Source organism: Nocardia asteroides (assembly GCF_021183625.1).
Classification (GTDB): Bacteria; Actinomycetota; Actinomycetes; order Mycobacteriales; family Mycobacteriaceae; genus Nocardia; species Nocardia asteroides_A.
Genome location: NZ_CP089214.1, coordinates 196,997 through 223,439 on the forward strand (window position 1 = coordinate 196,997; position 26,443 = coordinate 223,439).

A 26,443-nucleotide genomic window follows, 5' to 3' on the forward strand; every position below is an offset into this window, starting at 1 on the left:
GGTCGGTCAAGTGGGTGCGGCCCAGCTCCGCGAGAGGTCTCGCTACCGCGCCGGTCGGCGGGCGTGGAAGCGGAAGTCGTATTCACCGTGGTCGATCGTGACGTCGGTGAAGCCGAGGCCGGCCAGCCTGCCCGGCAGGGTCGAGGGGTCCAGCGGTACGAAGAGGTCGTCCACGTGCGCCGCGCGGACCCGATCGTCGTCGTAGCTGTCCGAGCCGAGCAGGACGCCGCCCGGGTGCAGCACGCGCAACAGCTCGCGGAAGATGTTGTCCTGCGTGATCGCCGACCCGACGTGGTGCAGCACGCCGAAGCAGGCGGCTGCCGAGAACCGGTCGGCGGTGAGCCCGGTCGCGGCGGCGTCGCCGTGTACGACCTCGACCTCGGTGCCAGCCAGGCGTGCGGCGAGCGCGGCCGCCAGCACCGGGTCGATCTCGACCGCGGTGACCCGCGCGGCGTTGCGGCGCAGCAGATCGGTGGTCAGGCCCGGTCCGGGGCCGATCTCGATGACGTCGTCGCCGAGCTCGGCCACCGAGGTGATCCAGGGCAGCAGGTCGCGTTCCAGCATGGCGGCCCACCGCGGGCTGGACAGGATGTCGAGGTGGTATCTGTTCATGGTCCCGGATTCCTCTGTGTCGCAACGGTGATGGATCCAGGGTCTAGAATTCGGGCATGGCTGTCGCGGCTCCAGCGGCCGACTCTGTGACCGTGGCGGCCAGAATCGCCCGCGGCGATGTCCGGGGCGGCGCACCGGGCCGGGCCGGGACCCGTGCCTTCGACTCCGGGCCGGGGCTCGTCACCGGCTGGCATCGCCACGATCTGCACCAGCTCGAATACGCCTTCGAGGGGATCGCGGAGGTCGAGACCGCCGAGGCACGCTATCTGCTGCCCCCGCGCCAGGCGATCTGGATCCCGGCCGGGGTCGACCACAATTCGACCCTGACCCGGGTGCGGACGGTCTCGGCCTTCTTCGCCCCGGAGGCGGGCATGGCGGCCGGCGACCGGGTCAGGGTGCTGGCCGTCGGCCCGCTGCTGCGCGAGATGCTGCTGCACGCCCGGCGCTGGCCCATCGACCGCCCGGCCGTCGACCCGGCCGGCGAGGTGTTTCTCGCCGCTCTGGCAGGCGTGGTCGAGGAATCGCTCGACCACGAGACGCCGTTGCGGCTACCGACGTCGCGCCATCCGGTGGTCGCGGCCGCGATGCGGTTCACCACCGAGCACCTCGCGGATGTCACCCTGGCCGAGATGTGCGCGGCGATCGGCGCCTCGCCGCGATCGCTGCGCCGGGCCTTCGCCGCCGATACCGGGATGACGTGGCGGCGCTACCTGCTGGAGAGCAGGCTGCTGCGGGCGATGGCGCTGCTCGCCGGTCCCGATCCGACCGTGCTCGCGGTCGCCACGGCGGTCGGTTTCGAGAGTGCCAGTGGTTTCACCCGCGCGTTCCGCCGCTACTGCGGTGTCTCGCCGCACGCGTACCGCAGGCGGGTGGACACAGGGGAGGGAACGCCGATGAATTTCCCGGCTCCGCCCCGTCGAATCCGGTAACCCGACCGGAAGGACACCCCCATGACCACAACCGAGAGCATCGAGACCCGAACCCTCGAGGTGCCCGGCGCCGTCCTGCGTTACGACATCCGCGGCGAGCTCGGCTCCGGCCCGCACCCCGCCCTGCTGCTGGCCGGCTCGCCGATGGACGCGAGCGGGTTCCGCACCCTGGCCGGGCACTTCACCGACCGCGCGGTGGTGACCTACGACCCGCGCGGCACCGGCCGCACCGAGCGCACCGACGGCGCCGCCGAGTACACCCCGCAGCAGCACGCCGACGACCTGCGCCGCGTCATCGAGGCGCTCGGCGCCGGGCCGGTGGACGTGTTCGGCAGCAGCGGCGGCGCGGTGAACGCGCTCGCGCTGGTGGCCCGGCATCCGGGGCCGGTGCGCACGCTGGTCGCGCACGAGCCGCCGAGCAGCCAGTTCCTGCCGGACCGCGAGATCATCGACGCCGTCTGCGACGACATGCGCGCCACCTACTACGCCGACGGCATGGGCCCGGCCATGGCGAAGTTCATCGCCCTGGTGTCGCTGCGCGGCGAGCTGCCCGCCGACCACCTGGATCGCCCCGCACCCGACCCCGCGGCCTTCGGGCTCCCCGCCGAGGACGACGGTGACCGCAGCGATCCGCTGGTCGGGCTGAACATCCGCACCTGCACCTCGTACCGGCACGACATCGAGGCGCTGCGCGCGGCGCGCACCCGGATCGTGCTCGCGGTGGGGGAGAAGTCCGAGGGCGAGCTCGCCCATCGCGGTGCTGCGGCGCTCGCGGTCGCGCTCGGCGGCCGGGCGGTGTGTTTCCCCGGCGACCACAGCGGTTTCCTCGGCGGCGAGTTCGGCATGCACGGTGAACCCGACGCTTTCGCCGCCGCGCTGCGCACCGCGCTGGACGGCTGAGCGCAGGAGCGCGGCGCGAACCGGTGGCCGTCACCGGCGGGCCGAGCCGGTCGGTATCGGCGTGCCGCGGCGACCGAATCTTGTACTGTCGCAGACGAAGAACTCGTCTCGACAGCCCGTGATCGCTATGGCTCGGGCCCGATCAGGAGCGTGCTGCTCATGTCCGATGCCCCCGACTCGGCCCTCCGGACCGATATTCCGCATTCGGCGCGGATCTGGAACTACTGGATGGGCGGGAAAGACCACTACGAGATCGACAAGATCGCCGGCGACGCCGGTATCGCGGTGGACCCCGACATCACGACCATGGCGGTCCAGTCGCGCCAGTTCCTCATCCGGGCGGTGCGGTTCCTGGCGGGGGAGGCCGGGATCGGGCAGTTCCTCGACATCGGCACCGGGCTGCCCACGATGCAGAACACCCACGAGGTCGCCCAGTCCGTGCGGCCGGAGGCGAAGGTCGTCTACGTCGACAACGACCCGCTGGTGCTCACCCACGCCAGGGCGCTGCTCACCAGCACCACCGACGAGGGCGTCACCACCTACGTGCAGTGCGATTACCACGAACCCGAGCAGATCGTGGCCGACGCCCGCAACGTCCTGAACTTCACCCGCCCGATCGCGGTGATGTTCATGGGCGTGCTCGGCCACGCCCGCACCTACGACGAGCTGCGCCGCATCGTCGGCACCGTGCTGGCCGCCGTCCCGTCGGGCAGCTACCTGGTGATGTGGGACGGCACCGACGACAGCGCCGCCTACGTGCAGCTGTGCGAGGAGTACACCGGCACCGGCGGCGCACCCTACGTGCCCCGGCCCAGGGAGCAGATCGAAGCGGTCTTCGACGGACTCGAGCTGGTCGAGCCCGGCGTCGTCCCGATCACCCACTGGCGGCCCCGGTCCACCGAGGTGGGCAGTCCGCAGACGATCTCGGCCTACGGCGCGGTGGCCCGCAAACCCTGATCATCGAGCGTGCGCCGGCACGAAGTGGTGGCGGTGCGCGCGGACGTACTCGGTGAAGGTCTGCGGCGGGCGGCCGATGGCTGCGGCGAGCGCGGTGGTGTCGGCCGGCGGGGCCGCAGGCAGCCGGGCGAACCCCGCTCCGATGGCCGAGATGTGCTGTGCCATCGCGCTGTTCACCGCCGTGCCGGTGCTGTCTGCCAGATCTTCGATCTCGCGCCGCCACCGCGCGGCCGGGATGGCGGTGAACGTCACCGGGGTACCTGTCTCGGCGCCGATGAGCGCGGCGATGTCGGCGTGGCTGTGCGCGGCGGCCCCCTGCGGGTAGTGCGTGCTGCCGCGGGGGTAGCGGGCGGGGTCGAGCAGGGCGGTGACGGCGAGATCGGCGGCGTCCAGGCCGCTGATCCACGGGACGACGGCGGCGCCGAAGCTGTTGCCGAAGGCGCCGCTCCGGCGGATGGATTCGGCGTGCAGCAGCGGGATGTTCTCGTAGAACAGCGCCGCGAAGCGCAGGATGGTCGGCTCCAGCCCCGCCCAGCCGAGCACCTCCTCGGCGGCCCACTGTGCGCGCCCGAGCCCGCTGGGGTTGTCCGCGGCGGCGACCGCCATGGACATCACCACCAGCCGGGGTGAACTTCCGGCCTGACGGAGCGCGGCGGCCAGATTCGCGGCGGCCTGCACGATGCCGGGGGCGACCGGGTAGGTGAAGTACACCGCGTCCACGCCCCGCACGGCCGCGCCGAGAGTCGGCTGGTCCAGGAGATCGCCCACGACGATCCGGGCGCCGAGGTCGCGAAGGTGTTGTGCGCGTTCGTCATCGGTGCGCACCAGGACTCGGACCTCGTGGCGCCGTTCGCGCAGGCGGCGCACGACGTGCGAGCCGGTGCCGCCGTGTCGCCCGCCCGCGCCGATGACGAGCGTGGTCCGAGCGCCGGTCGGGGATGGGGTGCCTGTGGACATGCCGCTCACCCTAGCTCGAGTAACTACTATGATGATAGTTACTCGGCAGTGTAGGAAAGGAGCGGCGGGTGCGACGGACGAGCTTCGAGGCGTTGGGGTGCCCGATCGCGGGCGCGCTGGAGTACGTGGGCGACTGGTGGACGCTGCTGATCGTGCGCGACGCGCTCGACGGTTTCACCCGATTCGACGAGTTCGAGCGCAACCTCGGCATCGCCCCGGCCATGCTGACCAAGCGGCTGCGCACGCTGGTCGAATCCGGGCTGCTGGAGCGGAAGCGGTACCGCGAGTCCCCGCCCCGCTACGAGTACCGCATCACCGCCAAGGGCCGGGACCTGTCTCCGGTGCTGGTCGCGCTGTATGCCTGGGGTCGCAAACACGCGGAGACCGGGGAGCCCGGCGTGATCCTGACCGATCGGGAAACGGGTGCCGAGATCGTCCCCGGCCTGACGGACCGCGGCAGCGGACGCCCCCTGTCCGAGGTGGACCTGGCCTTCCTCGCGGGTCCCGGCGCCGACCGGTTCATGCGGGAGCGCCTGGATCCCGAACTGCGTGCAGAGCGCCGCCGCCGCGGTGACCCCGGCACCTCGTGACCCGAGAACGTCAGATACCTGCCCCGCGCATCACGTGCTGCCCCACCTCGGCGATTCGCGCGGCATCCAGAACGCGCATCGGGTGCGCGCCGAGGATCATGGCGACGTTCCCGCGCTCGTCGAGCACCGGCGCGGTGATGCTGAAGACCGGCCGGGACTCGCGCCCCTGGTCGTCGTCGGAGAGGTACCCGATGGAGGTGAACTCGGCGAGCAGGGTGTCCATGATCCGCCGCACGTGCGGCGGCAGCCCCTCCTCGTCGAGGCGCTCCACGAGCTGAGCGGCCTGCATCAGCGCCGGGGTCGTCCAGTCGACGTCGAAGCCGCGATCGCGGGTCCGGGCCAGGACCTGTTCGAGCCGCGCGGTCACGGTGCCGTCACCGCCGGCGCGTTCGATCCATGCGCGCTTCTCGGCCGCGGGCGCCCACGCCGCGAAGGCGGCTCCGAAGGGCGGGGCGTAGGGGATGCGTTCGCCGGGGCGGGCCGGGCGCTGGTCGTCGTCGCCCGCGAGGAAGGCGGTGATCACCAGGTGGTCGCCGACCCGCTCCACGACCGAGGCGGCGTAGCCGAGTGCGGCGACGAGTTCGGCGGCGGCCGCGCGGGCGAGGGCGGCGAGCGGGCGGCTCGCCTGGACTCCGGCGGCGAGCGCGGTGAGCGCCGGGCCGGGGACATAGGTCTTGTCCAGCGGATCCCGCACCGCCCAGCCCCGCTCGCACAGCGTGGTCAGGATGGCGTGCGCGGTCGCCTGGGTGAGTTGCAGCGTGCGCACCACGTCGGAGAACCGCAGTGGCTCCGCCCCGGCCCGCGTCAGCAGTTCCACGATGTCGAGCACTCGCGAGGTCGGGGCCGATCCGCGCACCGTTGACTCCTCCTTTGCCGGAATCGTATTCTCATGTCGTAATTTCGAGAAGTATTCTCGCATATTCGAGAAGTGCAGTCCAGGAGAGTCCATGCGCGCAGTTGTCCTGCGGTCGAACCGCCTGACGGTCCGGGAGACGCCCGATCCGGAGCCGGGAGCGGGGGAAATGCTGGTGTCGGTGGTGAGCACGGCGATCTGCGCCTCCGACGTCCACTACATGGATCACCCCGAGGCCGGGACGAACGACCCCACCGGCCGCTCCCGCTACGATCCCGACCGCGATGTGGTGCTCGGGCACGAGTTCGTCGGGGAGGTGCTCGCGCACGGGCCGGGCTGCACCGGGCAGTTCCCGGTGGGGACGCGGGTCACCTCGATCCCGATCCGGCTGGTCGACGGCGGGGCGGGCGGGGCTCGGATCATCGGCCAGCACCCGGAATCCCCCGGCAGTTTCGCCGAGAGGCTGGTGATCGCCGAGGTGATCGCGCGCGAGGTGCCGCGCGAGGTGGATCCCGACGCCGCCGCGTTGACCGACGCGTTCGCGGTCGGCGAGTTCTACGTCCGCACCGCGCGGATCGCCGCGGGGGAGATCCCGATCGTGATCGGCGCGGGCGCCATAGGGCTCTCGGCCGTGGCCGCGCTGGCCCGCCGCGGCGTGGAACCGATCATCGTCTCCGATTTCGACCCCGGCCGCCGGGGGTCGGCGCGGGACGCGTTCGGCGCGCACATCCTGGTCGACCCGGCCGAGGAGTCCCCGTTCGCGGTGTGGCGCTCGGTCCGCGCGCGGCGCGAGCTGTGGGGGTCGGCGGTGGTCTTCGAGTGCGCGGGTGCGCCCGGGCTGATCCAGCGGCTGATCGCCGAAGCCGATATGGGTACCAGGATCGCCTGCGCGGGCGGCTGGTACACCGGCGACACCCTCGACATCACCGCCGCCACCCGCACCGGCGTGAACCTCCAGTTCGGCGGCGGCCCCATGCCGGAGGACTGGTACGGGACCCTCGACGCCATCATCGGCGGCGCCCTCGACCCGCTGCCCAGCGTCGGCGCCGTCATCGGCCTGGACGAGGTGCCCGACGCGCTCGAACAGGTCAGGCACTCGCGGGGGCCCGCCCGCGTCATCGTCCACCCGAACGGAGACCCGCGATGAACGACCACCACGATATCGGCGCGGTGCTGATCCGCTACGCCACCGGCATCGACCGCCGCGACTGGGAGCTGTTCCGCACCGTCTTCACCCCCGACTGCGTCCTCGACTACGGCCCGATCGGGACGTGGAACGGCATCGAGGAGGTGCTGACGTTCATGCGGCAGTCCCACGACATGGCCGGGCACACCCTGCACCGCATCACCAATATCGCGGCCACCGTCGACGGTGACGGCGCGCGGGCCACCAGCTACGTCGACGCGGTGATCATGTCGCCCGACGGCACGTCCGGCGTCAACGCCGTCGGCTGGTACGACGACGAGCTGCTGCGCACCGGTGCCGGCTGGCAGATCCGGCGCCGCCGCTTCACCACCGTCCGGATCGGCGCGACGAACCCGTGAACCCCCCGCGTCGCTCCTCGACGAGGTGGGCGAGGCGCACCGCCGCCCGGACAGGGGCGAGCACACCGGCAAGATCGTCGTCACGCTGCGGGAACAGGGCATCCGGACCTGCGAGACACCTGTGAGTTTCCCGGGTGCGGGTTTACCGGACCGCACCGGGGCTATCGCCTGATCGTCGGCCCGCGGACATCACGGACCGCGTACGTCACGTCGAAAGGGATACCGGATGAGCGCCACCGACAAGGCGAAGAACAAGGTCGAGGATCTCGCAGGCAAGGCCAAGGAGGCGGTGGGCAAGGTCACCGGCGATCGGAGCACCGAGGCCGAGGGCAAGACCGACCAGACCAAGTCCGACCTCAAGGGTGCGGGCGAGAAGGTCAAGGACGCGCTCCGCGACTGATCCATATTCTCGGCAGGCCGGGCAGCGAGGCACGTTCCTCGCGGCCCGGCCTCGCGCCGTTTCTACCGCTTGTTGAGCAGCCCGGCATCGACCGGGACGACGGTCCCGGTGACGTAGCGGGCATCCTCGGAGACCAGCCAGGCGATGGCGTTCGAGACGTCCAGCGGTTCGACCAGGTCGACCGGCATGGCATTGGTCAGCGCGTGCGCCAGCTGCGGTGAGCGCTCGAGCACCGCTCGCAGGTCGCCGTCGGCCGCCATCGGGGTGCGTACGGCGGTCGGCGCGATGCTGTTCACGCGGATGCTGTGCGGGGCCAGGTAGTTCGCCCACGACCGCATGAGGCCGATGACCCCGTGCTTGGCGGCGGTGTAGCCGAGGAATCCGGCGGTCGGAATGCCGACGCCGATGAGCCCGCCGGTCGAGCTGGTCAGCACGATCGAGCCGCCCGCGCCGCGCTCGACCATGTCCGGGATGGCCACCCGGCCGGTGTTCCACACCCCGGTCAGGTTGACCCCGACCACCTCGTCCCACTCCTGCTCCTCGGCCACCGCCGAGCCGCCCGCTCCGATGCCCGCGTTGGCGAGCACGATGTCGACCGGGCCGAGCTCCTCGACCCCCGCCCGGTACGCGCCGCGCAGCGCGCCCACATCCCGCACATCGGCGCGATGAACCGAGACGCGCCTACCGGTGGCCGCCACCAGCCGGGCGGTCTCGGCGAGTTCGTCGGCGGTGCCCATCGGGTACCGCACCGAACCGAGCTGCTCGCAGATGTCGAGCGCGATGATGTCGGCCCCCTCCTGCGCCAGCCGGACGGCATGGCTGCGGCCCTGGCCGCGCGCCGCGCCGGTGATGAAAGCGACCCTGCCTTCGAGCTTTCCCATGCCGATCACCGCCCCGCCGGCTGGTAGGTGATGTGCAGTTCCTGTAGCCCGCGCAGCAGGAAGGTGGGCTCGTACCGGAAGTCGCGGCCCCCGGCCGGGCCGTGCGCGGTCTCGTCGATGGCGAGGTCGGTGACCCGGTCGAGCAGCCGGTCCAGGGTCACCTGCCCCTCGGTGCGGGCGAGCGACGCGCCCGCGCAGGTGTGGATGCCGCGGCCGAAGGCGATGTGCTCGCGCGAGTTCGGGCGGTCGAGGCGGAACTCGTCGGGGTCGTCGAACTTGCGCGGGTCGCGGTTGGCGGCGCCGATGCAGAGCATGACGATGCTGCCCGCGGGGATGTCGACGTCGCCGACCCGGGTCGTCCTGCGGGCGAGCCGGAAGTCGACCTTGGTCGGGCTCTCGATGCGCAGCGCCTCCTCGATGAACGGGGCGACGAGGCTGCGGTCGGCGCGCAGGATCCGCTGGTACTCGGGGCGTTCGGCGAGCACCCGGATCGCGGAGCTGAGCAGTTTGGTGACCGTCTCCATGCCCGCCGCGAAGAGGAAGGTGGCCGGGCGGACGATGTCGATCAGCTCGGGCAGCGTGCCGTCGGGGTAGGTGGTGGCGGCCAGCACGCCGAGGATGTCGGGGCTCGGGGTGGCGCGGCGCTCGCCGAGGTAGCCGCCGAAGGTGTCCTCCAGCCACTGCAGCGGGTTGCTGCCGACCGGTTCGCTGTCCAGCGAGCCGACCCGGCTGCCCGGCTCCTCGTGCCCGGTCAGCCTGCGCCGGAACTCCTCCCGGTCCTCCTCGGGGACCCCGAGCAGGTCGGCGATGACCAGGGTGGCGAACGGTTTGGCGTAGTCGCCGAGGAATTCGCAGCCGCCCGCCCCGACGATCGCGTCGAGCCTGCGGTCGGCCAGCCCGAGCATGTAGTCCCGGTTCTCCCTGAGCCGCTTGGGCGTCAGCAGCCGGCTCAGCAGCGTGCGGGTGCGGGTGTGGTCGGGCGGGTCCATGGTGACCATGTGCTCGAAGATCGGGAAACGGTGCCGGTGTGCCTCGATCTGATCGGTGATGTCGTCGCCCTCGGGGGTGAACGGCAGCGGCGGGAAGGGGCCGCCGATCGACACGCACGCGGAGAACGATTCGTGGTCGCGGAAGATCAGGTCGGCCTCCCGGTAGCCGGTGACCACCAGGACGTCGTGGTGCGGTTCGCGCACGATCGGGTTCCGGTCGCGCAGCCCGGCCAGGTACGGGTAGGGGTCCTGGGCCAGCGCCGGGTCGGAGAAGTAGTCGAGGGACGCCGTATCGGTCATGAGCCGGCCTTTCCGGGGCGAGAGGGCGAGGCGGCCGGCGAGCGTCACGGCGGGCCTCGGACTGATCGATCGATAAAACTCGAGGAGCGGTGCATTGGTACCACGGCCCCGACGCGATGGTCAACCACGTAAAGCAAGAATGAGAATGGCATTGACATGGTTCTTGGAAAGGTGTCCACTTTTATCGACCGATCAGCATCGGGCTGGTCGAGAGCACGGAGCGAGGTCTTCCATGGTGGGTCGGGTCGAGGGCAAGGTCGCCTACATCACGGGCGCGGCGCGCGGGCAGGGGCGCAGCCACGCGGTGCACCTGGCGCGCGAGGGCGCCGACATCATCGCGGTGGACGTGTGCGCGCCGGTCAGCGGCACCGACCAGATCGCGCACTCCACCCCGGAGGACCTGGCCGAGACCGTGAAGCTGGTCGAGGAGACCGGGCGCCGGATCATCACCGCCCAGGTCGACGTGCGCGATTTCGACGCGCTCGCGGCGGCGGTCGATTCCGGCGTCGAGCAGCTGGGCCGGCTCGACATCGTGGTGGCCAATGCGGGGATCGGCAACGGCGGCCAGACGCTCGACAAGACCAGCGAGCAGGACTGGAACACGATGATCGACATCAACCTCTCCGGCGTCTGGAAGTCGGTGAAAGCCGCTGTGCCGCATCTGCTCTCCGGCGGCCGGGGCGGGTCGATCATCCTGACCAGCTCGGTCGGCGGGCTCAAGGCCTACCCGCAGACGGGGCACTACATCGCGGCCAAGCACGGCGTGGTCGGGCTCATGCGCACCTTCGCCGTCGAGCTCGGGCAGCACTCGATCCGGGTGAACTCGGTGCACCCGACGAACGTCAACACGCCGATGTTCATGAACGAGAACACCATGAAGATGTTCCGCCCGGATCTGGAGAACCCGGGCGTCGACGACTTCCGCGTGGTGGCCCAGATGATGCACGTGCTCCCGGTCGGCTGGGTCGAGCCGGAGGACATCAGCAACGCGGTGCTGTTCCTCGCCTCCGACGAATCCCGTTACGTGACCGGGCTGCCGCTGACGGTCGACGCAGGCAGCACGCTCAAGTGAGGGATCCGATGCGCACCGGTTTCATCGGGCTCGGCAGTCAGGGCGGGCCGATGGCCCGCCGCATCGCCGAGGCGGGTTTCCCGCTCACGCTCTGGGCCCGGCGGCCCGAGACGACGGCCGCCTTCGCCGACACCGGCGCCGCCGTCGCCGCGACGCCGCGTGAACTGGCCGCGGCCAGCGAGCTGGTCTGCCTGTGCGTGGTCGGCGACGCCGACGTGCGCCAGGTGCTCGACGGGCCGGACGGCGTGCTCGCCGGGCTGGCGCCCGGCGGCGTCGTCGCGGTGCACAGCACCGTGCACCCCGACACCTGCCGCGACATCGCCGCCACCGCCGGGGTGCGGGTCGTGGACGCACCGGTCAGCGGCGGCGGGCAGGCGGCGGCCGAGGGCAGGCTGCTGGTCATGGCCGGCGGCGACGACGAGGCCGTGCGGCGCTGCCTGCCGGTCTTCGAGTCCTACGCGGGCCGGGTCGAGCACCTGGGCGCGGTCGGCGCGGGGCAGGTCGCGAAGCTGCTGAACAACCTGCTCTTCACCGCCAACCTCGCCACCGTGGCGACCACCTTCGCGCTCGCCGCCGAGCTGGGCGTCGACCCGGCCCGCCTCGGCGGCGTGCTGGGCGGCGGCACCGCGAACAGCTTCGCCCTGACCGCGATCACCGGCAGCGGCGGCACCGTGGACGCCATCGCCGCCCACGCGGGCGAATTGCTGCGCAAGGATGTCGGGCTCGTGCGCGCTCTCGCCGAGCGGGCGGGCGCGGAATCCGGCGCCGTCGGCACCGCCGCCGAGGCGGCGCTGGCGCTGATGCGCGTCGGCTGACCGCGTTGCCCGGTCCGATCCCCTGCCACCTGCGGAATTGATCGGACGATCAGATGATAACGTGCGCTGTGCGCAGTCCGACGAACAGCGGGGAGCGGTAGTGGCCGTCAGGAAGCCGCGCGAGGCCACCGGCGCCAGGGAGCGGCTCATGGCGGCCACCGAGCAGATCATGGGCGAGGACGGCTACGCGGCGGCGACCTCCCGGCGGGTGGCCGAGCGCGCCGGGGTGAAGTCGGCGCTCGTCTACTACTACTTCCCGACCATGGACGACCTGTTCGTCACCGTCCTGCGCGACAGCGGCGAGCGGGCGCTGGTCCGCATGCGCGAGGCGCTCACCGCCGACGACCCGCTGCGCGTGCTCTGGCTGATCAACACCGACACCCGCTACACCCGGCTCAGCACCGAGTGGATGGCGCTCGCCAACCACCGCAAGGTGATCGGCGCCGAGCTCCGGGTCTTCGCCGAGCGCGTCCGCGACATCGAAACCGCCGCGGTCACCCTGGTGCTGCGCAGCAACGGCGTCGACCTCGCCGATTTCCCGCCCGTGGTGATGTCGATCCTGCTGACCGGTGCCGCGCGCATCATCTGCAACGAGAGCGCCGTCGGCATGGTGCAGGGGCACGAGCAGCTGCGCGGCTACGTCGAGCAGTTCATCGCCCGCTACCCGCTCCCGGTCCGGCCCGCCGAGCGCTGAACGGGCCGGACCGCGAGTCCGTCAGCTCATGCCGATCCGGATGTTCTTGACCTGCATGAACTCGTACAGCCCGTCCAGTCCGCCGGTGCGGCCGAAGCCGCTCTGCTTGTAGCCGCCGTAGGGGCCCTGCGGCGAGATGTCGCTGACCTGGTTGATCCAGATCGAGCCCGCCTCGAGCCTGCGGGCGACGCGGTGCGCGCGGACCAGGTTCGTGGTCTGGATGAAGGCATTGAGCCCGTAGGGGCTGTCGTTGGCCAGCCGCACGGCCTCGTCCTCGTCGCGGAACCGCATGATCGACACGACGGGCCCGAAGGTCTCGGTGCGCGCCAGCGGCGAGCCGTTGTCGACCTCGCCGAACACCGTCGGCTCGAGGTAATAGCCCGCGCCGAGCGCCCCGCCGATCCGCTTGCCGCCGGTGAGCAGGTCACCGGCGCCGGTCGCGACGGCCTCGTCGATCACCGACAGGATGCGGGTGGCGTCGGGCTCGCTGATCACCGGCCCGAACACCACGGCGGGATCGAACGGATCGCCCACCGCCGCCTGCTCGACGGTCGCGACGAACTTCTGCACGAAGGCGTCGTAGACCGATTCGTGCACCAGCACCCGGCTCGCACACGCGCAACTCTGCCCGGACTGCACGATCGGCCCCTGATAGGCCGACAACCGCGCGGCATAGTCGAGATCGGCATCGGCGAAGACGATGTTCGCCGACTTGCCACCCAGTTCGGCGACCACCGGAATCAGGTTCTCCGCCGCGGCCGCGAGGATCTTGCGCGCGGTCACCCCGCCCCCGGTGAAGTGGATCTTGCGGATGCCGGGGTGCCGCACCAGCGCCTCGCCGCCCTCGGCGCGGGCGGGCACGACGTTCACCAGTCCGGGCGGAAGCCCCGCCGCCAGGCACAACTCGCCGAAGCGCAGCGCCGCGAACGGCGCCAGCGCCGACGGCTTGAACAGCACCGCGTTGCCCGCGGCCAGCGCGGGCGCGACGCACGACCCGGCGACCACCATCGCACCGTTCCACGGCGCGATCACCCCGACCACGCCGTAGGGCTCGCGCTCGACCAGATTCAGGTCGGGGGACTCGGCGACCGGCGTGCTGAGCCCGTGCGGCTTGTCGACGTATCCGGCGTAGTGCCGCAGGAAGCGTTCCAGCACAACGGTATTGATGGCGAAGGAGATCGGCACCCCGTAGTCGTGCACGTTCAACCGGCTCAGCTCGGCCGTGTGCTCGTGCACCGCGTCGGCGAGGTCGATCAGCAGATCGCGGCGACGATCGGCGGAGTAGGAGCTCCACTCCCGCTGTGCTTCGCGCCCGGCCCGGACGGCCAGCTCGATGTCTTCGGCGCCCGCGAGCGCGACCGTCCCGTTCGGCGCACCCGTGGCCGGGAAGATGTGGTCCTGGGACCCGCCCGCGGCGGCGGTGATCCGGTCCCCGCCGATGAGTAGCGCGCCGTTCAACGTTTCGGTGGTACTCACGACTGCTCCTCCTCGGCTTCGACGCGCCACTCGTGCACGACGCGGCCCTTCTGTTCGCGGATGACCTGGCTGAGGTACGTGCCCTTCGGCAGCCCGCAGTAGGCGCCGAACTGCAGCGCCAGCTCGTCCATCTCCTCGAACGACACATCGCGGCTCTTCAACGCCGCGTAGACGTGGGACAGAATCGGCAGCGGGGCGTCCTGGAACCCGACGCAGGCCACCGTGATCAACCGGCGCGCCTTCATCGGGAGCCCCGGACGCAACCACATCTCGCCGAAGACGAAATTCAGGATGCCCGCGCCCTGGTACGGGTTGTTCCGGTCCGGGGCGAACGGCATGCAGTTGACCTCCTTGAACGACCGCGTGCCCCGGACCAGGCGCTCTTCGGGGTCGCTCGGGGTGACCAGCGGCAGCAGCGGCTCGGGGGCGGGGACCGGAAGGCCGCGTTCGCGGTGGATCCGTTCCCACTGCTGGTCGACGACGATATTGAACCGCGACGCCTTCGGCCAGCCCGCGTAGACCGCGAAATGCAGCACCGTCTCGCGCATTTCGACGATGGAGAGGTCGCCGCTGTTCAGCGCGGCGTAGACGTGGTCGATCAGCGGCTGCTCGGCGTCGGAGTCGGCGACGCAGGCCAGGGTGACGAAGCGCCGGTCGCGGCGGCTCAGCACCGGCCGGGTCCAGACCTCGGCGAAGACGTAGTCCAGTAGGTCGTCGGAGTCGGTGGGCGGAGCGAAGGTCATGACGTCGGTGAAGGCCCGCCGCCCGCGCGCGCTGATTTCGGTGGTTTCCATGAGGTTCGCTTTCAGTGGAGCGTGACGCCCGCGTCGACCTTGAACTCCATCCCGGTGACGTGCCGGGCCTCGTCGGAGATCAGGTAGAGCACCGCGTTGCTGATGTCGATGGGTTCGGTCATGACGACCGGGAGCGCATTGCCGAACAGCGGCGCCAGGTCCGGGCGCACCTCGGTGAGCAGGGTGAACAGCGACGCCGGAGACATTCCGGTGGCGACGCCGGTCGGGTGCACCGTGTTGACCCGGACGTTGCTCGCCGCCAGCTCGTTGGCCAGCGCCCGGCTCAGCCCGACGACGCCGTGCTTGGCCGCCGTGTAGGGGGTGTGCAGCGGGGTGCCCTTCAACCCGGCCGCCGAGCTGATGTTGACCAGGCTGCCGCCGCGCTCGACCAGGTGCGGCAGCGCGGCCGCGCAGGTGTTCCAGGTGCCGATGAGGTTGACCTCGACCACGGCTCGCCACTGCTCGGGCGTGGTGTTGTCCCAGGTGGCGGCGGTGAGTACCCCGGCATTGGCGACTGCGGCGTCGAGCCCGCCGAGCGCGCCCACCGCCTCGTCCACCACTGTGCGCAGTGCCGCCGCGTCGCGCACGTCGGCGACGGCGGTGCGCACCTGCCCGCCGTGCTCGCCGGCCAGCCGCGCGGTCTCGGCGAGATCGTCCTCGGTGGCGAGCGGATACTCGAGTTCGGGCAGCGACCGGCAGATATCGATGAGCAGCAGGTCGGCGCCCTCCTCGGCGAGCCGGAGCGCGTGGCTGCGACCCATGCCGCGGGCGGCGCCGGTGATCAGCACCCGCTTGCCCGCGACCCGCCCGGTCCTCACAGCTTGTTGACGAAGCCGGCGTCCACCGGCAGCGTCACCCCGGTGATGTACTTCGCCTCGTCCGAGGCGAGGAAGGCGATCGCGGCGCTGATGTCCTGCGGCTCCAGCATGGCGACCGGCATCGGGTTCATCAGGTGGGGGCCGCCGTCGGGGTTGTTCGCCGCCCACTCCATCATCTGCGGGTTGACCGCCATCATGGTGTTCACCGCCGTCGGATGCACGGTGTTGACCCGGATGCTGTACTGCGCCAGGCCGTTCGCCAGACAGCGCATGATCCCGACGATCGCGTGCTTGGACGCCGCGTACCCCAGGCCGCCCCCGTCCATCCCGCCCATGCCGACCAGCCCCGCGGTCGAACTCGTGAACACGATGCAGCCCCCGCGCCCGCCGGCGATCAGATGCGGCAGTGCGGCGCGCGCGGTGTGGAAGGCGCCGGACATGTTCACCCCGATCACGTCGGTCCACTGCGCGAGCTCGGTCTCGATCGGCACCTCCTCCAGCGAGAGCGGCGCGATCCCGGCGTTCGCGCAGACGATGTCGAGCCGGCCGAGCGTGGCCACCCCGGCGTCCAGCGCCTCGCGCAGCCGGGCGAAGTCGCGCACGTCGGCGACCGCGGCGACCATCCTTCGGCCTTCGGCCTCGACGAGCGCCACGGTCTCGTCCAGCTCGTCGCGGCTCGCCATCGGATAGGCGTTGGAGGCGATGTTCGCGCAGATGTCGACGCCGATGATGTCGGCGCCCTCGCGCGCCAGCCGCAGCGCGTGGCTGCGCCCTTGTCCTCGCGCCACCCCGGTGATGAAGGCGACCTTGCCGTCCAGGGAACCCATTGATCCTCGATTCGATGCCGAGTAGCTCCGCGCCATCCCGGATTCCGTCACGGGAGCGCGCCGAGCCGAGTGAAAATCTCGCTTCTAGCAGTGGTAATCTGATTACCACTGGGCGAGAGTAGCAGTATCTTCGGTGGCAAGGGAAGGAGTTGGGCCGAATGCCGGAAGAACACCGCGACGTCATGGAGTCGGTCGTCGGGCAGGGGGAGCAGCGCATCCGGGCCGCCGTCGTCGAGATGCTCGAGGCCGAGGGGTACGACGCGGTGCAGGTGCGCGAGGTCGCCCGGCGGGCCCGGGTCTCGCTGGGCAAGATCTACAAGCTCTACGGGACTCGCGACGAGCTGATCCTGGCGGCGCTGCAGCGGTGGCTGGCCGAGAATCGGTATGCCGGGCTGGCGGAATACACGCCCGACCCGGGGGTCTCGCTGCACGAGGCGCTCATGGGCGTGCTTCGTCCCATCTTCGAACCGTGGGAGCAGCATCCGGGGCTGTTGATCGCCTACTTCCGTGCCCGCGCCGCGAGTGGTGGGGAGTTGCTGGTGCGGCGCGGATTCGAGGCCGTTGTCCCGGCGGCCATGACCGCGCTCGACGGTGTGGACCCCGACTTCGTCCAGGATCTCGGGCGGATCCTGTCCAGCCTGGTCTACGGGCTGCTCGGGCGTTTCGCCGGGGGCGAGATCGCGGTGACCGAAATCCTGCCGACCGTTGATCGCACGGTCTACTGGCTGACTACGGGTTACCGGGCGGGGGGTGGCCCGATTGCCGAATCAAGCGTCGGGACAGCAGTTCCAGGGCATGCAGGACAGCGCTGATCTCCTCCGGGTCGGCGGTGCCGAGCGCGTCTCCGAGCACGTCGTCGACCGTGCTCGCGCGCACCTCGGCAACGCGATCGGATGCGTGCTCGGCGCGGCGCAGCAGCGTGCGCCTGCGGTCGCGCGGATCGGCGCGAGCCACGACCGAGCCGGATTCGCGAAGCCTGGCGACCGCCGTCGACACCGCGCTCTGCGGCAGTCCGGTGCGGGTGGCGATCTCACCGACCGTGCAGTCGGAGTTGTCCAGGATGTCGGCCAGTACGACCAGGACAGCGCTGTTTTCGCCCCCGCCGACGTCGGGCAGGGCCTCTTCGCCGAGCTTCATCAGGGTGCGACCGAGGAGAAACAGCTGTACTCCGTTCACGGCTCCAGCTTACATCAATCTTGATGCATCAAAAATGATGGATTACGGTGGGGTCATGACCACGATCGAAACCGCGACCCTGGCGGTTCCCGGCGCCCGGCTCCACTACGAAGTCCGCGGCCGGGGGCCGGTGCTGCTGATCTCCCAGAGCGGGGAGGGCGATGCCAACCGGACCGGCGACCTCGTCGGGCTGCTGGCGGAGGAGTTCACGGTCGTCACCTACGACCGGAGGGGACTGTCGCGCAGCACCATCGACGATCCGTCCCGGCCGATCACCATGGCGACCCACGCCGCCGACGTGCACCACCTACTGACCGCGGTCACCAGCGAACCGGCGTACATGCTCGGCTGCAGCATCGGAGCGGTGATCGGCCTGCGTCTGGCACTCGAGCACCCCGGACAGCTGCACACCCTCATCGCCCACGAGCCGGTGGCGCCCTCCCTGCTCGCCGCCCCCGACCGCGCCGCGCACCTGCGGGAACTCGAATACTGCCAGCAGGTCTTCCACGCGGAGGGCTGGCGCGCCGCGCTCGCGCCGGTAGCTCGCACACTGGGAATCGACCCTGCCTGCCAGGAGGTCGAGCCGGGGATCCGCCTGCCTGCGATCACCGCCGAGCGCGCCGCCGGCTTCGGCCACTTCCTCGGCCACGACCTGACCGCCGTCCGTGCGGACCGGCTCGACGTCGCCGCCCTGCGACACAGCTCGGTCCGGATCATCCCGGCCGTCGGCAGCACCACTCCGGCGCACGTCTTCGATCGCAAGTGCGCCGTAGCGCTGGCCGCGCTGCTCGGCACCGGCATCGCGATCTTCGCCGGTGGGCACAACGGCAGCATGACGCACCCGCGCGGCTACGCCCTGCGGCTATCGGCTCTCCTCGGGTAGTCCGCGGGACGTCGGAGAGGGGGTATCGGAGGTCACCGCGCGGGTCAGTGCGGGATGAGTCTGGGCGAGCGCGGGCGGGGTCGCGACGACAGGTGCGCCTCGATCACGTGCAGCACCTGATGAGCATGCTCGGTCGGTTCGAGCAGGGGAAGGTACTCGATCGTCCGCGCCAGTGCCCGGAGGTCGACGGCGACGTACATCGCCATGAGCGGGTTCACGAACAGCTCGCTGCCCCCGGTGCGGCCGGTGGTGTGGACGTCACCGAACTCGCCACGGAGAGCGCCCGCGATCTGGGTGTGCACGATGGTCGGGCGCAGTGGCGTGTCGGCGACCGCCTGCTCGACGGCGTCGAGGTAGGCGGCCCCTTCGGGGCTGTCGAGCGGAATGGAGAGCGCCCCGAGGTACGCGTTCCGCCGTTGCAGCGCCGCGAGATTCTCCAGGACGTGGGCGTGGCACACCCCGTGATAGGCATCGACGCCGAAACCGATCGACACCACCACGGCGGTGAGATCGTCCAGCCCGGCCACCGCCGCGAGGCTGGTCATGTCCTCGTGCGGAGTGCCGAGGCCGGTTTCGTCGCCGCGCAGCAGAATGTCGGTGCCCCCGTCCACCAGCACGATGGCGTCCACGCCGAGCTGCTCGACGAGGCCGCGGTAGGCCGCGCGCAACGGGCGGACACCGGATCGGGGGAACGTGTAGACGACCGGCTCGCGTCCGGTGGCGCCCAGCCAGCGAGCCAGGCTGCGTTCGGGGAAGTAGTCGTCGTCGCCGACGGTGTCGGGGGTGACGGCGGCGACTCCGGGGAGCAGCCAGTCGTCGAGCGGGGTCCGGCCCAGGTCGCCGAAGGACAGGTTCGCGAGGTGAACGGTCTTGCCGAGCCCCTCCAGGGCGACGGCGAGCGGCAGCCCGCCGTAGATGTCGAATCCGCCACCCGCCCCGGCGATCAGCACGCGCGAGGCGTCGTGCAGGCGAGTGAACAGCGGAGGCTCGGCCAAGCGATACGAACTCACCCCGTCCATCATGACCACGGCGGCGTTACGGCGCCACGGTCTCCCGAAGGCCCGCCCCCGCACCGACCGGCAACGGGGAGCAGCGGTGGTGGAATTCGGATCTGCGGCCCGATCCCGGTGCGGGCGGCCGGGGCCGCGCGACCTGATCAACGGCTGAACGAGATCCGGCGCCCGCTGGGAGCGGACGCCGGATCGTAGGGACTCGGACCCTCAGGCCACGAGATCGAATCGGTCGCGCATGGGCGTCGCCGGCGCCCCGGGACCGGACTCGGGCTTCCCGCCCTCGCCCCGCTCCCCACCGGTGGTCACCTCGAACGCGCCCGGCTCCGGGTCGCGCACGGTGGGCGAGCCGGGGCTGGGCTGCCCGCTCCAGAAGGTGGCCACGGCGCCGTATTCGGCGACCGCGGTGCTCCAGTTCCACATGTCGTCCCCCTTTCTCGGTCCCTCGACGGTATCCGGGATGGTGGCCGTGCCGATACTGATTTTCCGGCGCGGGAGCGGTCAGAAGCGTTCGCGCAGCGGGATGTCGAAGGGGGTGCCGCGGTAAATGCCGCGGTCGATGAGGCGCGGCACGACCTCGTCGATGAACTCGCGGATGGCGCCAGCGCCCGCCGCGAACATGAGGTTGAATCCGCCGACCGAGCCGTCCTCGTGCCAGGCGGCGAAGTCGTCGGCGAGCTCGTCGTAGGAGCCGACGAACTTGCGGTGCGTGGCTCCGCCGCGCCCGACCGCCTGGGCGACGACCTCGCCGACGGTGACCCCGGGACGCTCCTGGACGAAGGTGTAGATCGCGACGTAGTTGCCGAAGGTGCTCTTGATCGTCGCCTCGACCTCATCCGGGCGCGGGAGCAGGTGGGCGGGGAACGGTTCGCCCACGTCGCCGAGGGGGATGTCGAGCCCGAACTGCCCGAGCGCGAAGGGTGCCATGGCGGCCAAGTCGACGTGGCTGTCGAGTTCGCGCAGCTTCTCCTCTGCTTCGGCGGTGGTCCGGCCGAGGTAGGGGATGAGGCCGGGGACGGGCGGGACCGTGCCCGGGGTGCGGCCCGCTTCGATGAGCGCCTTGTCGAGGGTTTCGCGGTAGGCCGCGGCGGCGGCGCGGGTCGAAGAGTTGGTGAAGACCATGTCGGCGTGCGTGGCCGCGACCGCGATACCCGCGCCCGACCCGCCCGCCTGCGCGATGAGCGGGCGCTGCTGGCGGCTCGGCGCGATATTGAGCGGGCCGGTGACCTGGAAGTGCTCGCCGCGGTGGTCGATCGGCTCGGCGTGGAAGCGGAGGCGGCCGTCGGCGTCGGGGCGCAGGGAGCGGTTCTCCCAGAGGCCGCGCAGGACCTGGAGGAATTCGTCGGCACGGTGGTAGCGGGCCTCGCGGTCGAGGTGGCGGTCGAGGCTGTAGTTCAGGGCGAAGCGGTCGACCACCGAGGTGACGGCGTTGTAGCCGGCGCGGCCGTCCGAGGCCTGGTCGAGCGAGGCCAGCAGCCGGGCCAGGTTGTACGGGTCGTAGAAGGTGGTCGACGCGGTCGCGATCAGCCCGACGTGCCTGGTGTGCTGGGAGATCGCGGTCAGTGCGGTGATCGGCTCGGCGGGGCCGCCGTCGAAGGCGGGGGAGCCCTGCATTCCGGGGATGTCGCCGACGAAGAGCGCGGTGAACAGCCCCTCGTCGCCGAAGCGGCCGTACTCGAGCAGCCGCTCGAAGGCGCCGCGGTCGGGGATGCCACGGGCCTGCTCCGCCTTCTGTGCGCCCTGGTGCAGGTTGAGGTCGTTGGCCACCAGGTTCAGGTGCAGGTAGCGGCGTTGCGCCATGGGATGGGCTCCTGTCGTCGCCTCGGCGAGATCGGGACTTTTGTCAGTGGAGAATCATATTCTCCTCGCGGTTCCGGCGCCAGCGGCCGGTGTACACGTCCCAGGCTCCCCGGTTCGACGATTCGTGGCTCGTCGTCGAGTCCTGTTACGCTGCCCTGTTTTTCACTCGGAAGGGGAACGGAACATGATGAATCGCTCGGTCACGGTGGCGTGTGCGGGGGTCGTGCTCGCGGCGGGAGCGGTGCTGCTCGCGCCCGGAGCGCAGGCACAGGGCTCGCTCGGCTTCGATCCGGGGATCGGGGAGTGCGTGCGGCTCGGCGGCACCGTCGACGACGCCACCATCACCGGGGCGGCCTGCGGCAGCGCCGAGTCGAACTACGTGGTGATCGGCAAGGCCGCCACCAGCGACGGATGCATCGCCGACCGGGACAACTTCTACGCCGAGACCGTCGACGACGTGGAGGTCGGCGCGCTGTGCCTGGATGTCGACTGGGTCTACGGCGGGTGCCTGGACGTGGGCGGGGAGGATCCGCAGCGGATCGACTGCGGTGCGCCCGCTCGCGAGGGGATCCGGGTGCTGAACCGGGTCGACGGCACCGACGATGTCGCCGCGTGCGCGAGCGAGGTCGGGTACCGCTACACCGAGCGGCATTTCGTGGTCTGCGTCGAGGACCTCTGAGCCCGCCGATGAATCGGATCGCCGCCGTCCCCGGTGTAGGCCGATTTTCGGGGGGCGCGACGAGTTCGAACCGGCCCGACGCCCGGTGCCGGGTGAGCACCGGGCTGCCGGCGGACTACCGCGCGGCGAGCGCGTGCGTCACCAGTTCGCCCAGGATCTCGATCCCGTCGGTGGTCAGCACCGACTCCGGATGGAACTGCACCGAGGCGAAGCCGGGCCCGCGCAGCGCGTGCACCCCGCCGCTCTCCGAGGCGCTGCACTCCACCCACGGCGGCGGGGTGGCGGCGACGGCGGTGAAGCTGTTGTAGAACCCGGCGGTGGTGCGCCGCCCGAACAGGTCGATGCTGTGCTGGCTGCCCTGGTTCGGCGCGGTCAGCCGGACCAGCCGCAGCCCGAGCCGCGCGGCGAGGAGCTGGTGGCTCAGGCAGATGGCGAGCAGCGGGCGGCTCTCGCGCAGCCGGTGCCGCACGAGCGCGTCGATGCGCGCGATCCGCGGCTCCGCCGTTTCGGTGGGGTCGCCCGGGCCGGGGCCCATGACGAGCAGGTCGGCCGGGTCGGAGTCGGGCTGCTCGCTCCAGCGCCGGACCTGGACGGTCAGCCCGAGGTGGCGCAGCTGGTGCCCGAGCATGGCCGACCACTCGTCCTCGCAGTCGACGATGGTGGCGGTCACCGGCTCGACGCCCGCCTGCGGGGCGAGGGCCGGCTGCCGATCGAGCCAGAACTGGGCCAGCGACCCGTTGCGCGCGGCCAGCGCCCTGCGGATCTCGGCGTGCTCGAGCAGCGAGGTGCGCCCGATGGCGGGCCGGTGCCCGGGGAGCGCGCCGAGCGCCTGCAGCACGCCGGCGAGCTTGGCGTGCGTCTCGGCGACCTCGGTGACCGGGTCGGAGGCGCGCACGAGGGTGGCGCCGACGGAGGCTTTCACGGTGCCGTCGGCGTGCAGCTCGCAGGTGCGGATGAGGATCGGGGCGTCCAGGGTCTGGCCGTGGTCGTCGCGGCCGAGCAGGGCGAGCACGCCGGAGTAGTAGCCGCGGCCGCTGTCCTCGTAGCGGTGGATGACGCGGGCGGCGTTCTCGATCGGCGAGCCGGAGACGGTCGGGGCGAACATGGTGGCGCGCAGGATGTCCCGGACGTCGCGGGTGCTCTCGCCGCGCAGCAGGTACTCGGTGTGGGTGAGGTTGCCCATCTGCTTGAGCGAGGGGCCGATGACCTGGCCGCCGCGATCGCAGACGGCGGCCATCATCTTCAGCTCCTCGTCGACGACCATGAACAGCTCGTCGGTCTCCTTGCGGTCGCCGAGGAAGTCGAGGATGGCGGCGGGGTCGGGGGCGGTGCCCGGGTGGCGGAAGGTGCCGCTGATCGGATTCATGAGCACCGTGCCCGCCTCGGCGGAGACGTGCCGCTCCGGGGTGGCGCCGACCAGCGCGAGCTCGGGCGTGACGAAGGCGAAGGTCCAGTAGGCGCCGACCTCGTGGCGCAGCAGCCGCCGCAGCAGCACCAGCGCGCTGCGGACGTGGTCGCCGCCGATCCGGCCGCGGAAGTCGCGCCGGATGACGAAGTTGGCGCCGGCGCCGTGCGCGATCTCGTCGGTCACGATCTGCTTGACGATCTGCGCGTAATCGCTGTCGCTGGAGGTGAATCCGCCGCCGCGCAGCCCGGGGCTGCCCGCGGGCAGCAGGTGCACGGCCTCGCTGACCGCGGCGGTGCCGCGCTGCTCGATCAGCAGGCAGGTCAGCGCCGCGGCGTCGTCGTGGCAGGCGAAGCCGCGCTCGGTGATCTGCCGGTAGGGGATGGCGGCGAGGACGGCGGGGCCGTCCGCGTCGCCGGGCAGCGGGATGTCGGCGATGGTGGCGACCTGCCGCGCCCGGCCGGTCAGCACGTCGAGCGTGCTGCCGTCGCGGCAGAGCAGGGCGAAACAGTCGTGTTGTCCTTCGAGGACCTCGATCAACAGCTCGGACACCGGGAACCTTTCGTTACGCCTGCCCGAACGGGACCCCTGCTCGGCGAGGCGCGTCCCGATCGGGAAAGGCAGCCTCTGAGCGGAGAATTCGCACGCTGACAGTGGCGCCTACAGGCGCCACTGCCACACGTGCCGGGTGATCATGAACGGAGACCCTACAACACCCGGGGGATGGTGTCCGCGCACGCGCTCATCCGCTGCGCGCCAGCGTCTTCCTCGCCTTGTCGAGCAGCGCGTCCAGGCCGATCTCGAAGATGTGGTCCTGGATGAGGGTCAGGCGATAGCCCTCCTCGAGCAGTCCGGCCAGGTTCGGCATGGACTCCCGGTCGACGGGCGGCCCGGCCGAGGTGTCGCGGGTCGCCGCGGCGAGCCCCTCCCTGCGCTCCAGCATGGCGAAACCACAGCTGTGCATGGACATCGAATAATAGGTGTCGAGCGCGTCTTTCCGGGTGAAACCGGCCTGCACCAGAGTCCCGACAATTGTTTCGAGCCGCTGATAGGTGACGCGGCCGACATTGCCGTTGCCGTCGTAGACGCCGTGCGCGGTCGGCATGATGAGCAGATCGCAGAGCACCGGATTGTCCCGGAAAAGGGCGCGCATCTGTAGGAAATGATGGCGCAGGCGTTCGTGCCAGGCACCGTCGCCGGTGAAGGGGAGCGCTATCTCGTAGTGTTCGAGCGCGCGGTCCCGCATGGCCTCCAGCAGCTGCTCCTTGCTGCGGAAATACCAGTAGAGGCTGGTGACGCCGGAATCGAGCCGGCGGGCAAGGGCGGGCATGGAGAGTTTCTCCACGGATATCTCGGCTGCCAACCCGTAAGCGGCTTCGACGATTTCTTCGGCCGTGATCGAACCGCGCTCACGGCGTTGGCGCCGCGGTGTCCGCGTCGCGGTTTCGTTTCGCGCCACAGCCGTCCCTTCCGGTCATCGTCACAATCGGCGGAGTCTAGCAGGCCCGTGAATGCGGGCTTTATCGCGAATTGCCGGTTGTCGCCGACGGTGTGATACGGGTCGCACAAAGACAGTTTCGGTCATGAATCGGCTTGGCTAGCCTGCACGTCCCCCTGGGTGTCGAAGTGGCCTCCGTGCCTGCGCCGCCCGCATATAGTAACACCTTACGGTAGGCGGCAGAAGCTGTGGAAAGTGCTGGTGTGAGCATTTTTCCGGCATCGGCCATTGACACCGCGCCCACCTCGAGCGAGACTCGGAATGCGTTATCGAAAGACCTTACGGATACCCCTTACTATTGGGACCGACGCAGTGGTGGCAGTCACATCACCGCATCGGACAGCAGAGCGGGACAGCATGGCAGCAGGCACCAGACCACTCACCGGAATCCGCGTCCTGGAAGTGGCGATGTACGGGTTCGTCCCCTCGGCGGGCGCGGTGCTCGCCGACTGGGGCGCGGACGTGATCAAGGTCGAGCACGCCGTGACCGGCGATCCGCAGCGCGGGCTGCGGCAGATCGGCACGTTCGTCGTCGATGGCGACCCGAACCCCAATATCGAGCACGCCAATCGCGGCAAACGCAGCATCGGCATCGACATGGCGCAGCCGGAGGGCCGCGAGATCGTGCACGCGCTGGCCGAGACCGCCGACGTCTTCCTGACCAGCTTCCTGCCCGCGCACCGTACCCGCTTCGGCATCGACGTCGACGACATCCGCGCGGTCAACCCGTCGATCATCTATGCCAGGGGCAGCGGGCTCGGCCCGCGCGGCGCCGAGTCGGGCAAGGGCGGGTACGACATGACCGCCTTCTGGTGCCGCGGCGGCGTCGCCGCCACCATCACCCCCTCCGACGTGCCGGGAATGGTCACCCCGCCACCGGCGCTCGGCGACACGATCTCCGGCACCAACCTCGCGGGCGGCATCGCCGCCGCGCTGGTCCGGCGCGGGCTCACCGGGGAGCCGTCGGTCGTCGACGTGTCGCTGCTGTCCAGCGCGCTGTGGTCGATGGGGCACGCGATCGCGCTCTCGGCGTACGCGGGCGAGCCCATGGTGGCCGGGCCGAGCGGCGCGCACGGCGCCCCGGCCAACCCGCTGGTCGGGCTGTACGGCACCGCCGACGGCAGGTACCTGTCGTTCGTGATGATGCAGCCCGCCAAGTTCTGGGCCGACGTCTGCGCGCACATCGACCGGCCGGAACTCGCGGCCGACCCGCGCTTCGCCACCGCGGCGTCGATCGCCGAGCACACCGTCGACGCGGTCGCGATCCTGCGCGCGGCGATCGGCGCGAGGACGCTGGCGGAGTGGACCGAGAAGCTGGCGACGCTGGCCGGACCGTGGGCGCCGGTGCAGGACTCGCACCAGGTCCTCGCCGACCCGCAGGTGGTCGCGAACGAGTACATCCGCACCGCGGGCGAGCTGCGGCTGGTCGCCAGCCCGGTCCAATTCGACGTCGGCGCACCGGCATTGACCCCCGGCCCCGAATTCGCCGCGCAGACCGACGAGATCCTCGGCGAGCTCGGCCTGGACTGGGACCGCATCATCGCGCTCAAAACCGCCGGTGCGGTCACGTAGAGATAGGCAGG

The 26,443-nt window shown here is 71.0% G+C and carries 29 protein-coding genes; 14 read left to right on the plus strand and 15 right to left on the minus strand.

Annotated elements, in window-relative coordinates; genetic code table 11:
- Window positions 1-42 precede the first annotated feature (42 nt).
- The gene (locus LTT61_RS01015; RefSeq protein ID WP_233018020.1) at window positions 43-612 is read right to left on the minus strand and encodes a class I SAM-dependent methyltransferase; all 570 of its coding nucleotides are present in this window, start codon (window positions 610-612) and stop codon (window positions 43-45) included.
- Window positions 613-704: 92 nt separating this feature from the next.
- On the opposite strand from LTT61_RS01015, the gene LTT61_RS01020 reads away from it, so the two are divergent.
- The 3 genes from LTT61_RS01020 (at window position 705) to LTT61_RS01030 (ending at window position 3,398) form a co-directional block, all read left to right on the plus strand.
- The gene (locus tag LTT61_RS01020; RefSeq protein ID WP_233018021.1) at window positions 705-1,541 is read left to right on the plus strand and encodes an AraC family transcriptional regulator; all 837 of its coding nucleotides are present in this window, start codon (window positions 705-707) and stop codon (window positions 1,539-1,541) included.
- Between the two features lie 21 nt (window positions 1,542-1,562).
- Complete coding sequence (locus LTT61_RS01025) at window positions 1,563-2,441, plus strand: alpha/beta fold hydrolase (RefSeq protein ID WP_233018022.1); 879 nt, start codon at window positions 1,563-1,565, stop codon at window positions 2,439-2,441.
- 159 nt (window positions 2,442-2,600) lie between these two features.
- Window positions 2,601-3,398, plus strand: coding sequence for an SAM-dependent methyltransferase (locus LTT61_RS01030; RefSeq protein ID WP_233018023.1), 798 nt, complete (start codon window positions 2,601-2,603; stop codon window positions 3,396-3,398).
- Here the strand turns inward: LTT61_RS01030 and LTT61_RS01035 are convergent, their stop codons facing one another.
- Window positions 3,399-4,355, minus strand: coding sequence for an NAD(P)H-binding protein (locus tag LTT61_RS01035; protein WP_233018024.1), 957 nt, complete (start codon window positions 4,353-4,355; stop codon window positions 3,399-3,401).
- A gap of 68 nt (window positions 4,356-4,423) precedes the next feature.
- Here LTT61_RS01035 and LTT61_RS01040 point away from each other — a divergent pair, with 68 nt between their 5' ends.
- A complete protein-coding gene (locus LTT61_RS01040) occupies window positions 4,424-4,945 on the plus strand; it encodes a winged helix-turn-helix transcriptional regulator (RefSeq protein ID WP_233018025.1) in 522 nt (173 codons plus the stop codon).
- Between the two features lie 10 nt (window positions 4,946-4,955).
- Here the strand turns inward: LTT61_RS01040 and LTT61_RS01045 are convergent, their stop codons facing one another.
- Window positions 4,956-5,801: a helix-turn-helix domain-containing protein gene (locus LTT61_RS01045; RefSeq protein WP_233018026.1), complete on the minus strand. Its 846-nt coding sequence runs from the start codon at window positions 5,799-5,801 to the stop codon at window positions 4,956-4,958.
- A 91-nt stretch (window positions 5,802-5,892) separates the two neighbouring features.
- Between LTT61_RS01045 and LTT61_RS01050 the strand changes: the two genes are divergently transcribed.
- The 3 genes from LTT61_RS01050 (at window position 5,893) to LTT61_RS01060 (ending at window position 7,743) form a co-directional block, all read left to right on the plus strand.
- Window positions 5,893-6,945, plus strand: coding sequence for an alcohol dehydrogenase catalytic domain-containing protein (locus LTT61_RS01050; RefSeq protein WP_233018027.1), 1,053 nt, complete (start codon window positions 5,893-5,895; stop codon window positions 6,943-6,945).
- The gene (locus LTT61_RS01055) at window positions 6,942-7,343 is read left to right on the plus strand and encodes a nuclear transport factor 2 family protein (protein ID WP_233018028.1); all 402 of its coding nucleotides are present in this window, start codon (window positions 6,942-6,944) and stop codon (window positions 7,341-7,343) included. Before LTT61_RS01050 ends, LTT61_RS01055 begins: the two co-directional genes overlap by 4 nt.
- 226 nt (window positions 7,344-7,569) lie before the next feature.
- Window positions 7,570-7,743, plus strand: coding sequence for a CsbD family protein (locus tag LTT61_RS01060; protein ID WP_233018029.1), 174 nt, complete (start codon window positions 7,570-7,572; stop codon window positions 7,741-7,743).
- A gap of 62 nt (window positions 7,744-7,805) precedes the next feature.
- On the opposite strand, the gene LTT61_RS01065 is transcribed toward LTT61_RS01060, so the two are convergent.
- Window positions 7,806-8,624 (minus strand): mycofactocin-coupled SDR family oxidoreductase, encoded by an 819-nt coding sequence (locus LTT61_RS01065; RefSeq protein WP_233018030.1) that lies wholly within the window; start codon window positions 8,622-8,624, stop codon window positions 7,806-7,808.
- A 5-nt stretch (window positions 8,625-8,629) separates the two neighbouring features.
- Window positions 8,630-9,913: a cytochrome P450 gene (locus LTT61_RS01070; protein ID WP_233018031.1), complete on the minus strand. Its 1,284-nt coding sequence runs from the start codon at window positions 9,911-9,913 to the stop codon at window positions 8,630-8,632.
- A 232-nt stretch (window positions 9,914-10,145) separates the two neighbouring features.
- Here LTT61_RS01070 and LTT61_RS01075 point away from each other — a divergent pair, with 232 nt between their 5' ends.
- From LTT61_RS01075 to LTT61_RS01085, 3 genes are read left to right on the plus strand one after another with little or no spacing between them, the layout of a single operon-like run.
- A complete protein-coding gene (locus LTT61_RS01075; protein WP_233018032.1) occupies window positions 10,146-10,985 on the plus strand; it encodes a mycofactocin-coupled SDR family oxidoreductase in 840 nt (279 codons plus the stop codon).
- Between the two features lie 8 nt (window positions 10,986-10,993).
- Window positions 10,994-11,800 (plus strand): NAD(P)-dependent oxidoreductase, encoded by an 807-nt coding sequence (locus LTT61_RS01080; RefSeq protein ID WP_233018033.1) that lies wholly within the window; start codon window positions 10,994-10,996, stop codon window positions 11,798-11,800.
- A gap of 22 nt (window positions 11,801-11,822) precedes the next feature.
- Window positions 11,823-12,494: a TetR/AcrR family transcriptional regulator gene (locus LTT61_RS01085; RefSeq protein ID WP_420094846.1), complete on the plus strand. Its 672-nt coding sequence runs from the start codon at window positions 11,823-11,825 to the stop codon at window positions 12,492-12,494.
- Between the two features lie 21 nt (window positions 12,495-12,515).
- Here the strand turns inward: LTT61_RS01085 and LTT61_RS01090 are convergent, their stop codons facing one another.
- The 4 genes from LTT61_RS01090 to LTT61_RS01105 are packed head-to-tail and all read right to left on the minus strand — an operon-like array spanning window position 12,516 to window position 16,409.
- On the minus strand, window positions 12,516-13,970 hold the full coding sequence (locus tag LTT61_RS01090; RefSeq protein ID WP_233018034.1) for an aldehyde dehydrogenase family protein: 1,455 nt from the start codon (window positions 13,968-13,970) through the stop codon (window positions 12,516-12,518).
- Window positions 13,967-14,764 carry a carboxymuconolactone decarboxylase family protein gene (locus LTT61_RS01095; RefSeq protein WP_233018035.1) on the minus strand — a complete coding sequence of 266 codons (798 nt, stop codon included), beginning with the start codon at window positions 14,762-14,764 and terminating at the stop codon, window positions 13,967-13,969. The genes LTT61_RS01090 and LTT61_RS01095 overlap by 4 nt, the downstream gene beginning before the upstream one ends.
- An 11-nt stretch (window positions 14,765-14,775) precedes the next feature.
- Complete coding sequence (locus LTT61_RS01100; protein WP_269821835.1) at window positions 14,776-15,582, minus strand: mycofactocin-coupled SDR family oxidoreductase; 807 nt, start codon at window positions 15,580-15,582, stop codon at window positions 14,776-14,778.
- Entirely contained in the window at window positions 15,579-16,409 is an 831-nt protein-coding gene (locus LTT61_RS01105; protein WP_233018036.1) for a mycofactocin-coupled SDR family oxidoreductase, read from the minus strand. Before LTT61_RS01105 ends, LTT61_RS01100 begins: the two co-directional genes overlap by 4 nt.
- Window positions 16,410-16,567: 158 nt before the next feature.
- Between LTT61_RS01105 and LTT61_RS01110 the strand changes: the two genes are divergently transcribed.
- On the plus strand, window positions 16,568-17,221 hold the full coding sequence (locus tag LTT61_RS01110; protein ID WP_420094723.1) for a TetR family transcriptional regulator: 654 nt from the start codon (window positions 16,568-16,570) through the stop codon (window positions 17,219-17,221).
- Here the strand turns inward: LTT61_RS01110 and LTT61_RS01115 are convergent.
- A complete protein-coding gene (locus LTT61_RS01115) occupies window positions 17,139-17,546 on the minus strand; it encodes a MarR family transcriptional regulator (RefSeq protein WP_233018037.1) in 408 nt (135 codons plus the stop codon). The genes LTT61_RS01110 and LTT61_RS01115 overlap by 83 nt on opposite strands.
- Window positions 17,547-17,640: 94 nt before the next feature.
- Between LTT61_RS01115 and LTT61_RS01120 the strand changes: the two genes are divergently transcribed.
- Window positions 17,641-18,468, plus strand: a complete 828-nt coding sequence (locus LTT61_RS01120) for an alpha/beta fold hydrolase (protein ID WP_233018038.1) — start codon at window positions 17,641-17,643, stop codon at window positions 18,466-18,468.
- 44 nt (window positions 18,469-18,512) lie between these two features.
- Here LTT61_RS01120 and LTT61_RS01125 read toward each other — a convergent pair whose 3' ends face one another.
- From LTT61_RS01125 to LTT61_RS01135, 3 genes are all read right to left on the minus strand, one after another.
- Window positions 18,513-19,478: a DUF1152 domain-containing protein gene (locus LTT61_RS01125; protein ID WP_233018039.1), complete on the minus strand. Its 966-nt coding sequence runs from the start codon at window positions 19,476-19,478 to the stop codon at window positions 18,513-18,515.
- Between the two features lie 210 nt (window positions 19,479-19,688).
- Window positions 19,689-19,901, minus strand: coding sequence for a hypothetical protein (locus LTT61_RS01130; protein WP_233018040.1), 213 nt, complete (start codon window positions 19,899-19,901; stop codon window positions 19,689-19,691).
- A gap of 78 nt (window positions 19,902-19,979) precedes the next feature.
- Window positions 19,980-21,278: an NtaA/DmoA family FMN-dependent monooxygenase gene (locus tag LTT61_RS01135; RefSeq protein WP_233018041.1), complete on the minus strand. Its 1,299-nt coding sequence runs from the start codon at window positions 21,276-21,278 to the stop codon at window positions 19,980-19,982.
- Window positions 21,279-21,462: 184 nt separating this feature from the next.
- Here LTT61_RS01135 and lppU point away from each other — a divergent pair, with 184 nt between their 5' ends.
- Window positions 21,463-21,957 carry an LppU family putative lipoprotein gene (lppU, locus tag LTT61_RS01140; RefSeq protein WP_233018042.1) on the plus strand — a complete coding sequence of 165 codons (495 nt, stop codon included), beginning with the start codon at window positions 21,463-21,465 and terminating at the stop codon, window positions 21,955-21,957.
- A gap of 115 nt (window positions 21,958-22,072) precedes the next feature.
- On the opposite strand, the gene LTT61_RS01145 is transcribed toward lppU, so the two are convergent.
- Entirely contained in the window at window positions 22,073-23,914 is a 1,842-nt protein-coding gene (locus LTT61_RS01145) for an anthranilate synthase family protein (RefSeq protein WP_233018043.1), read from the minus strand.
- Window positions 23,915-24,104: 190 nt separating this feature from the next.
- Entirely contained in the window at window positions 24,105-24,821 is a 717-nt protein-coding gene (locus tag LTT61_RS01150; RefSeq protein ID WP_233018044.1) for a TetR/AcrR family transcriptional regulator, read from the minus strand.
- A gap of 396 nt (window positions 24,822-25,217) precedes the next feature.
- Here LTT61_RS01150 and LTT61_RS01155 point away from each other — a divergent pair, with 396 nt between their 5' ends.
- Complete coding sequence (locus LTT61_RS01155) at window positions 25,218-26,432, plus strand: CaiB/BaiF CoA transferase family protein (protein ID WP_233018045.1); 1,215 nt, start codon at window positions 25,218-25,220, stop codon at window positions 26,430-26,432.
- The last annotated feature ends 11 nt before the right edge of the window (window positions 26,433-26,443 follow it).

What these genes read in the sequence shown, in the direction of transcription:
- LTT61_RS01115 (WP_233018037.1), bottom strand. Translation starts at nt 17,546, where the DNA reads ATGAAGCTCGGCGAAGAGGCCCTGCCCGACGTCGGCGGGGGCGAAAAC.
- LTT61_RS01030 (WP_233018023.1), top strand. Translation starts at nt 2,601, where the DNA reads ATGTCCGATGCCCCCGACTCGGCCCTCCGGACCGATATTCCGCATTCG.
- LTT61_RS01055 (WP_233018028.1), top strand. Translation starts at nt 6,942, where the DNA reads ATGAACGACCACCACGATATCGGCGCGGTGCTGATCCGCTACGCCACC.
- LTT61_RS01025 (WP_233018022.1), top strand. Translation starts at nt 1,563, where the DNA reads ATGACCACAACCGAGAGCATCGAGACCCGAACCCTCGAGGTGCCCGGC.
- LTT61_RS01015 (WP_233018020.1), bottom strand. Translation starts at nt 612, where the DNA reads ATGAACAGATACCACCTCGACATCCTGTCCAGCCCGCGGTGGGCCGCC.
- LTT61_RS01060 (WP_233018029.1), top strand. Translation starts at nt 7,570, where the DNA reads ATGAGCGCCACCGACAAGGCGAAGAACAAGGTCGAGGATCTCGCAGGC.
- LTT61_RS01130 (WP_233018040.1), bottom strand. Translation starts at nt 19,901, where the DNA reads ATGTGGAACTGGAGCACCGCGGTCGCCGAATACGGCGCCGTGGCCACC.
- LTT61_RS01155 (WP_233018045.1), top strand. Translation starts at nt 25,218, where the DNA reads ATGGCAGCAGGCACCAGACCACTCACCGGAATCCGCGTCCTGGAAGTG.
- LTT61_RS01095 (WP_233018035.1), bottom strand. Translation starts at nt 14,764, where the DNA reads ATGGAAACCACCGAAATCAGCGCGCGCGGGCGGCGGGCCTTCACCGAC.
- LTT61_RS01065 (WP_233018030.1), bottom strand. Translation starts at nt 8,624, where the DNA reads ATGGGAAAGCTCGAAGGCAGGGTCGCTTTCATCACCGGCGCGGCGCGC.
- LTT61_RS01120 (WP_233018038.1), top strand. Translation starts at nt 17,641, where the DNA reads ATGACCACGATCGAAACCGCGACCCTGGCGGTTCCCGGCGCCCGGCTC.
- LTT61_RS01105 (WP_233018036.1), bottom strand. Translation starts at nt 16,409, where the DNA reads ATGGGTTCCCTGGACGGCAAGGTCGCCTTCATCACCGGGGTGGCGCGA.
- LTT61_RS01135 (WP_233018041.1), bottom strand. Translation starts at nt 21,278, where the DNA reads ATGGCGCAACGCCGCTACCTGCACCTGAACCTGGTGGCCAACGACCTC.
- LTT61_RS01110 (WP_420094723.1), top strand. Translation starts at nt 16,568, where the DNA reads ATGCCGGAAGAACACCGCGACGTCATGGAGTCGGTCGTCGGGCAGGGG.
- LTT61_RS01070 (WP_233018031.1), bottom strand. Translation starts at nt 9,913, where the DNA reads ATGACCGATACGGCGTCCCTCGACTACTTCTCCGACCCGGCGCTGGCC.
- LTT61_RS01050 (WP_233018027.1), top strand. Translation starts at nt 5,893, where the DNA reads ATGCGCGCAGTTGTCCTGCGGTCGAACCGCCTGACGGTCCGGGAGACG.
- LTT61_RS01075 (WP_233018032.1), top strand. Translation starts at nt 10,146, where the DNA reads ATGGTGGGTCGGGTCGAGGGCAAGGTCGCCTACATCACGGGCGCGGCG.
- LTT61_RS01080 (WP_233018033.1), top strand. Translation starts at nt 10,994, where the DNA reads ATGCGCACCGGTTTCATCGGGCTCGGCAGTCAGGGCGGGCCGATGGCC.
- lppU (WP_233018042.1), top strand. Translation starts at nt 21,463, where the DNA reads ATGATGAATCGCTCGGTCACGGTGGCGTGTGCGGGGGTCGTGCTCGCG.
- LTT61_RS01035 (WP_233018024.1), bottom strand. Translation starts at nt 4,355, where the DNA reads ATGTCCACAGGCACCCCATCCCCGACCGGCGCTCGGACCACGCTCGTC.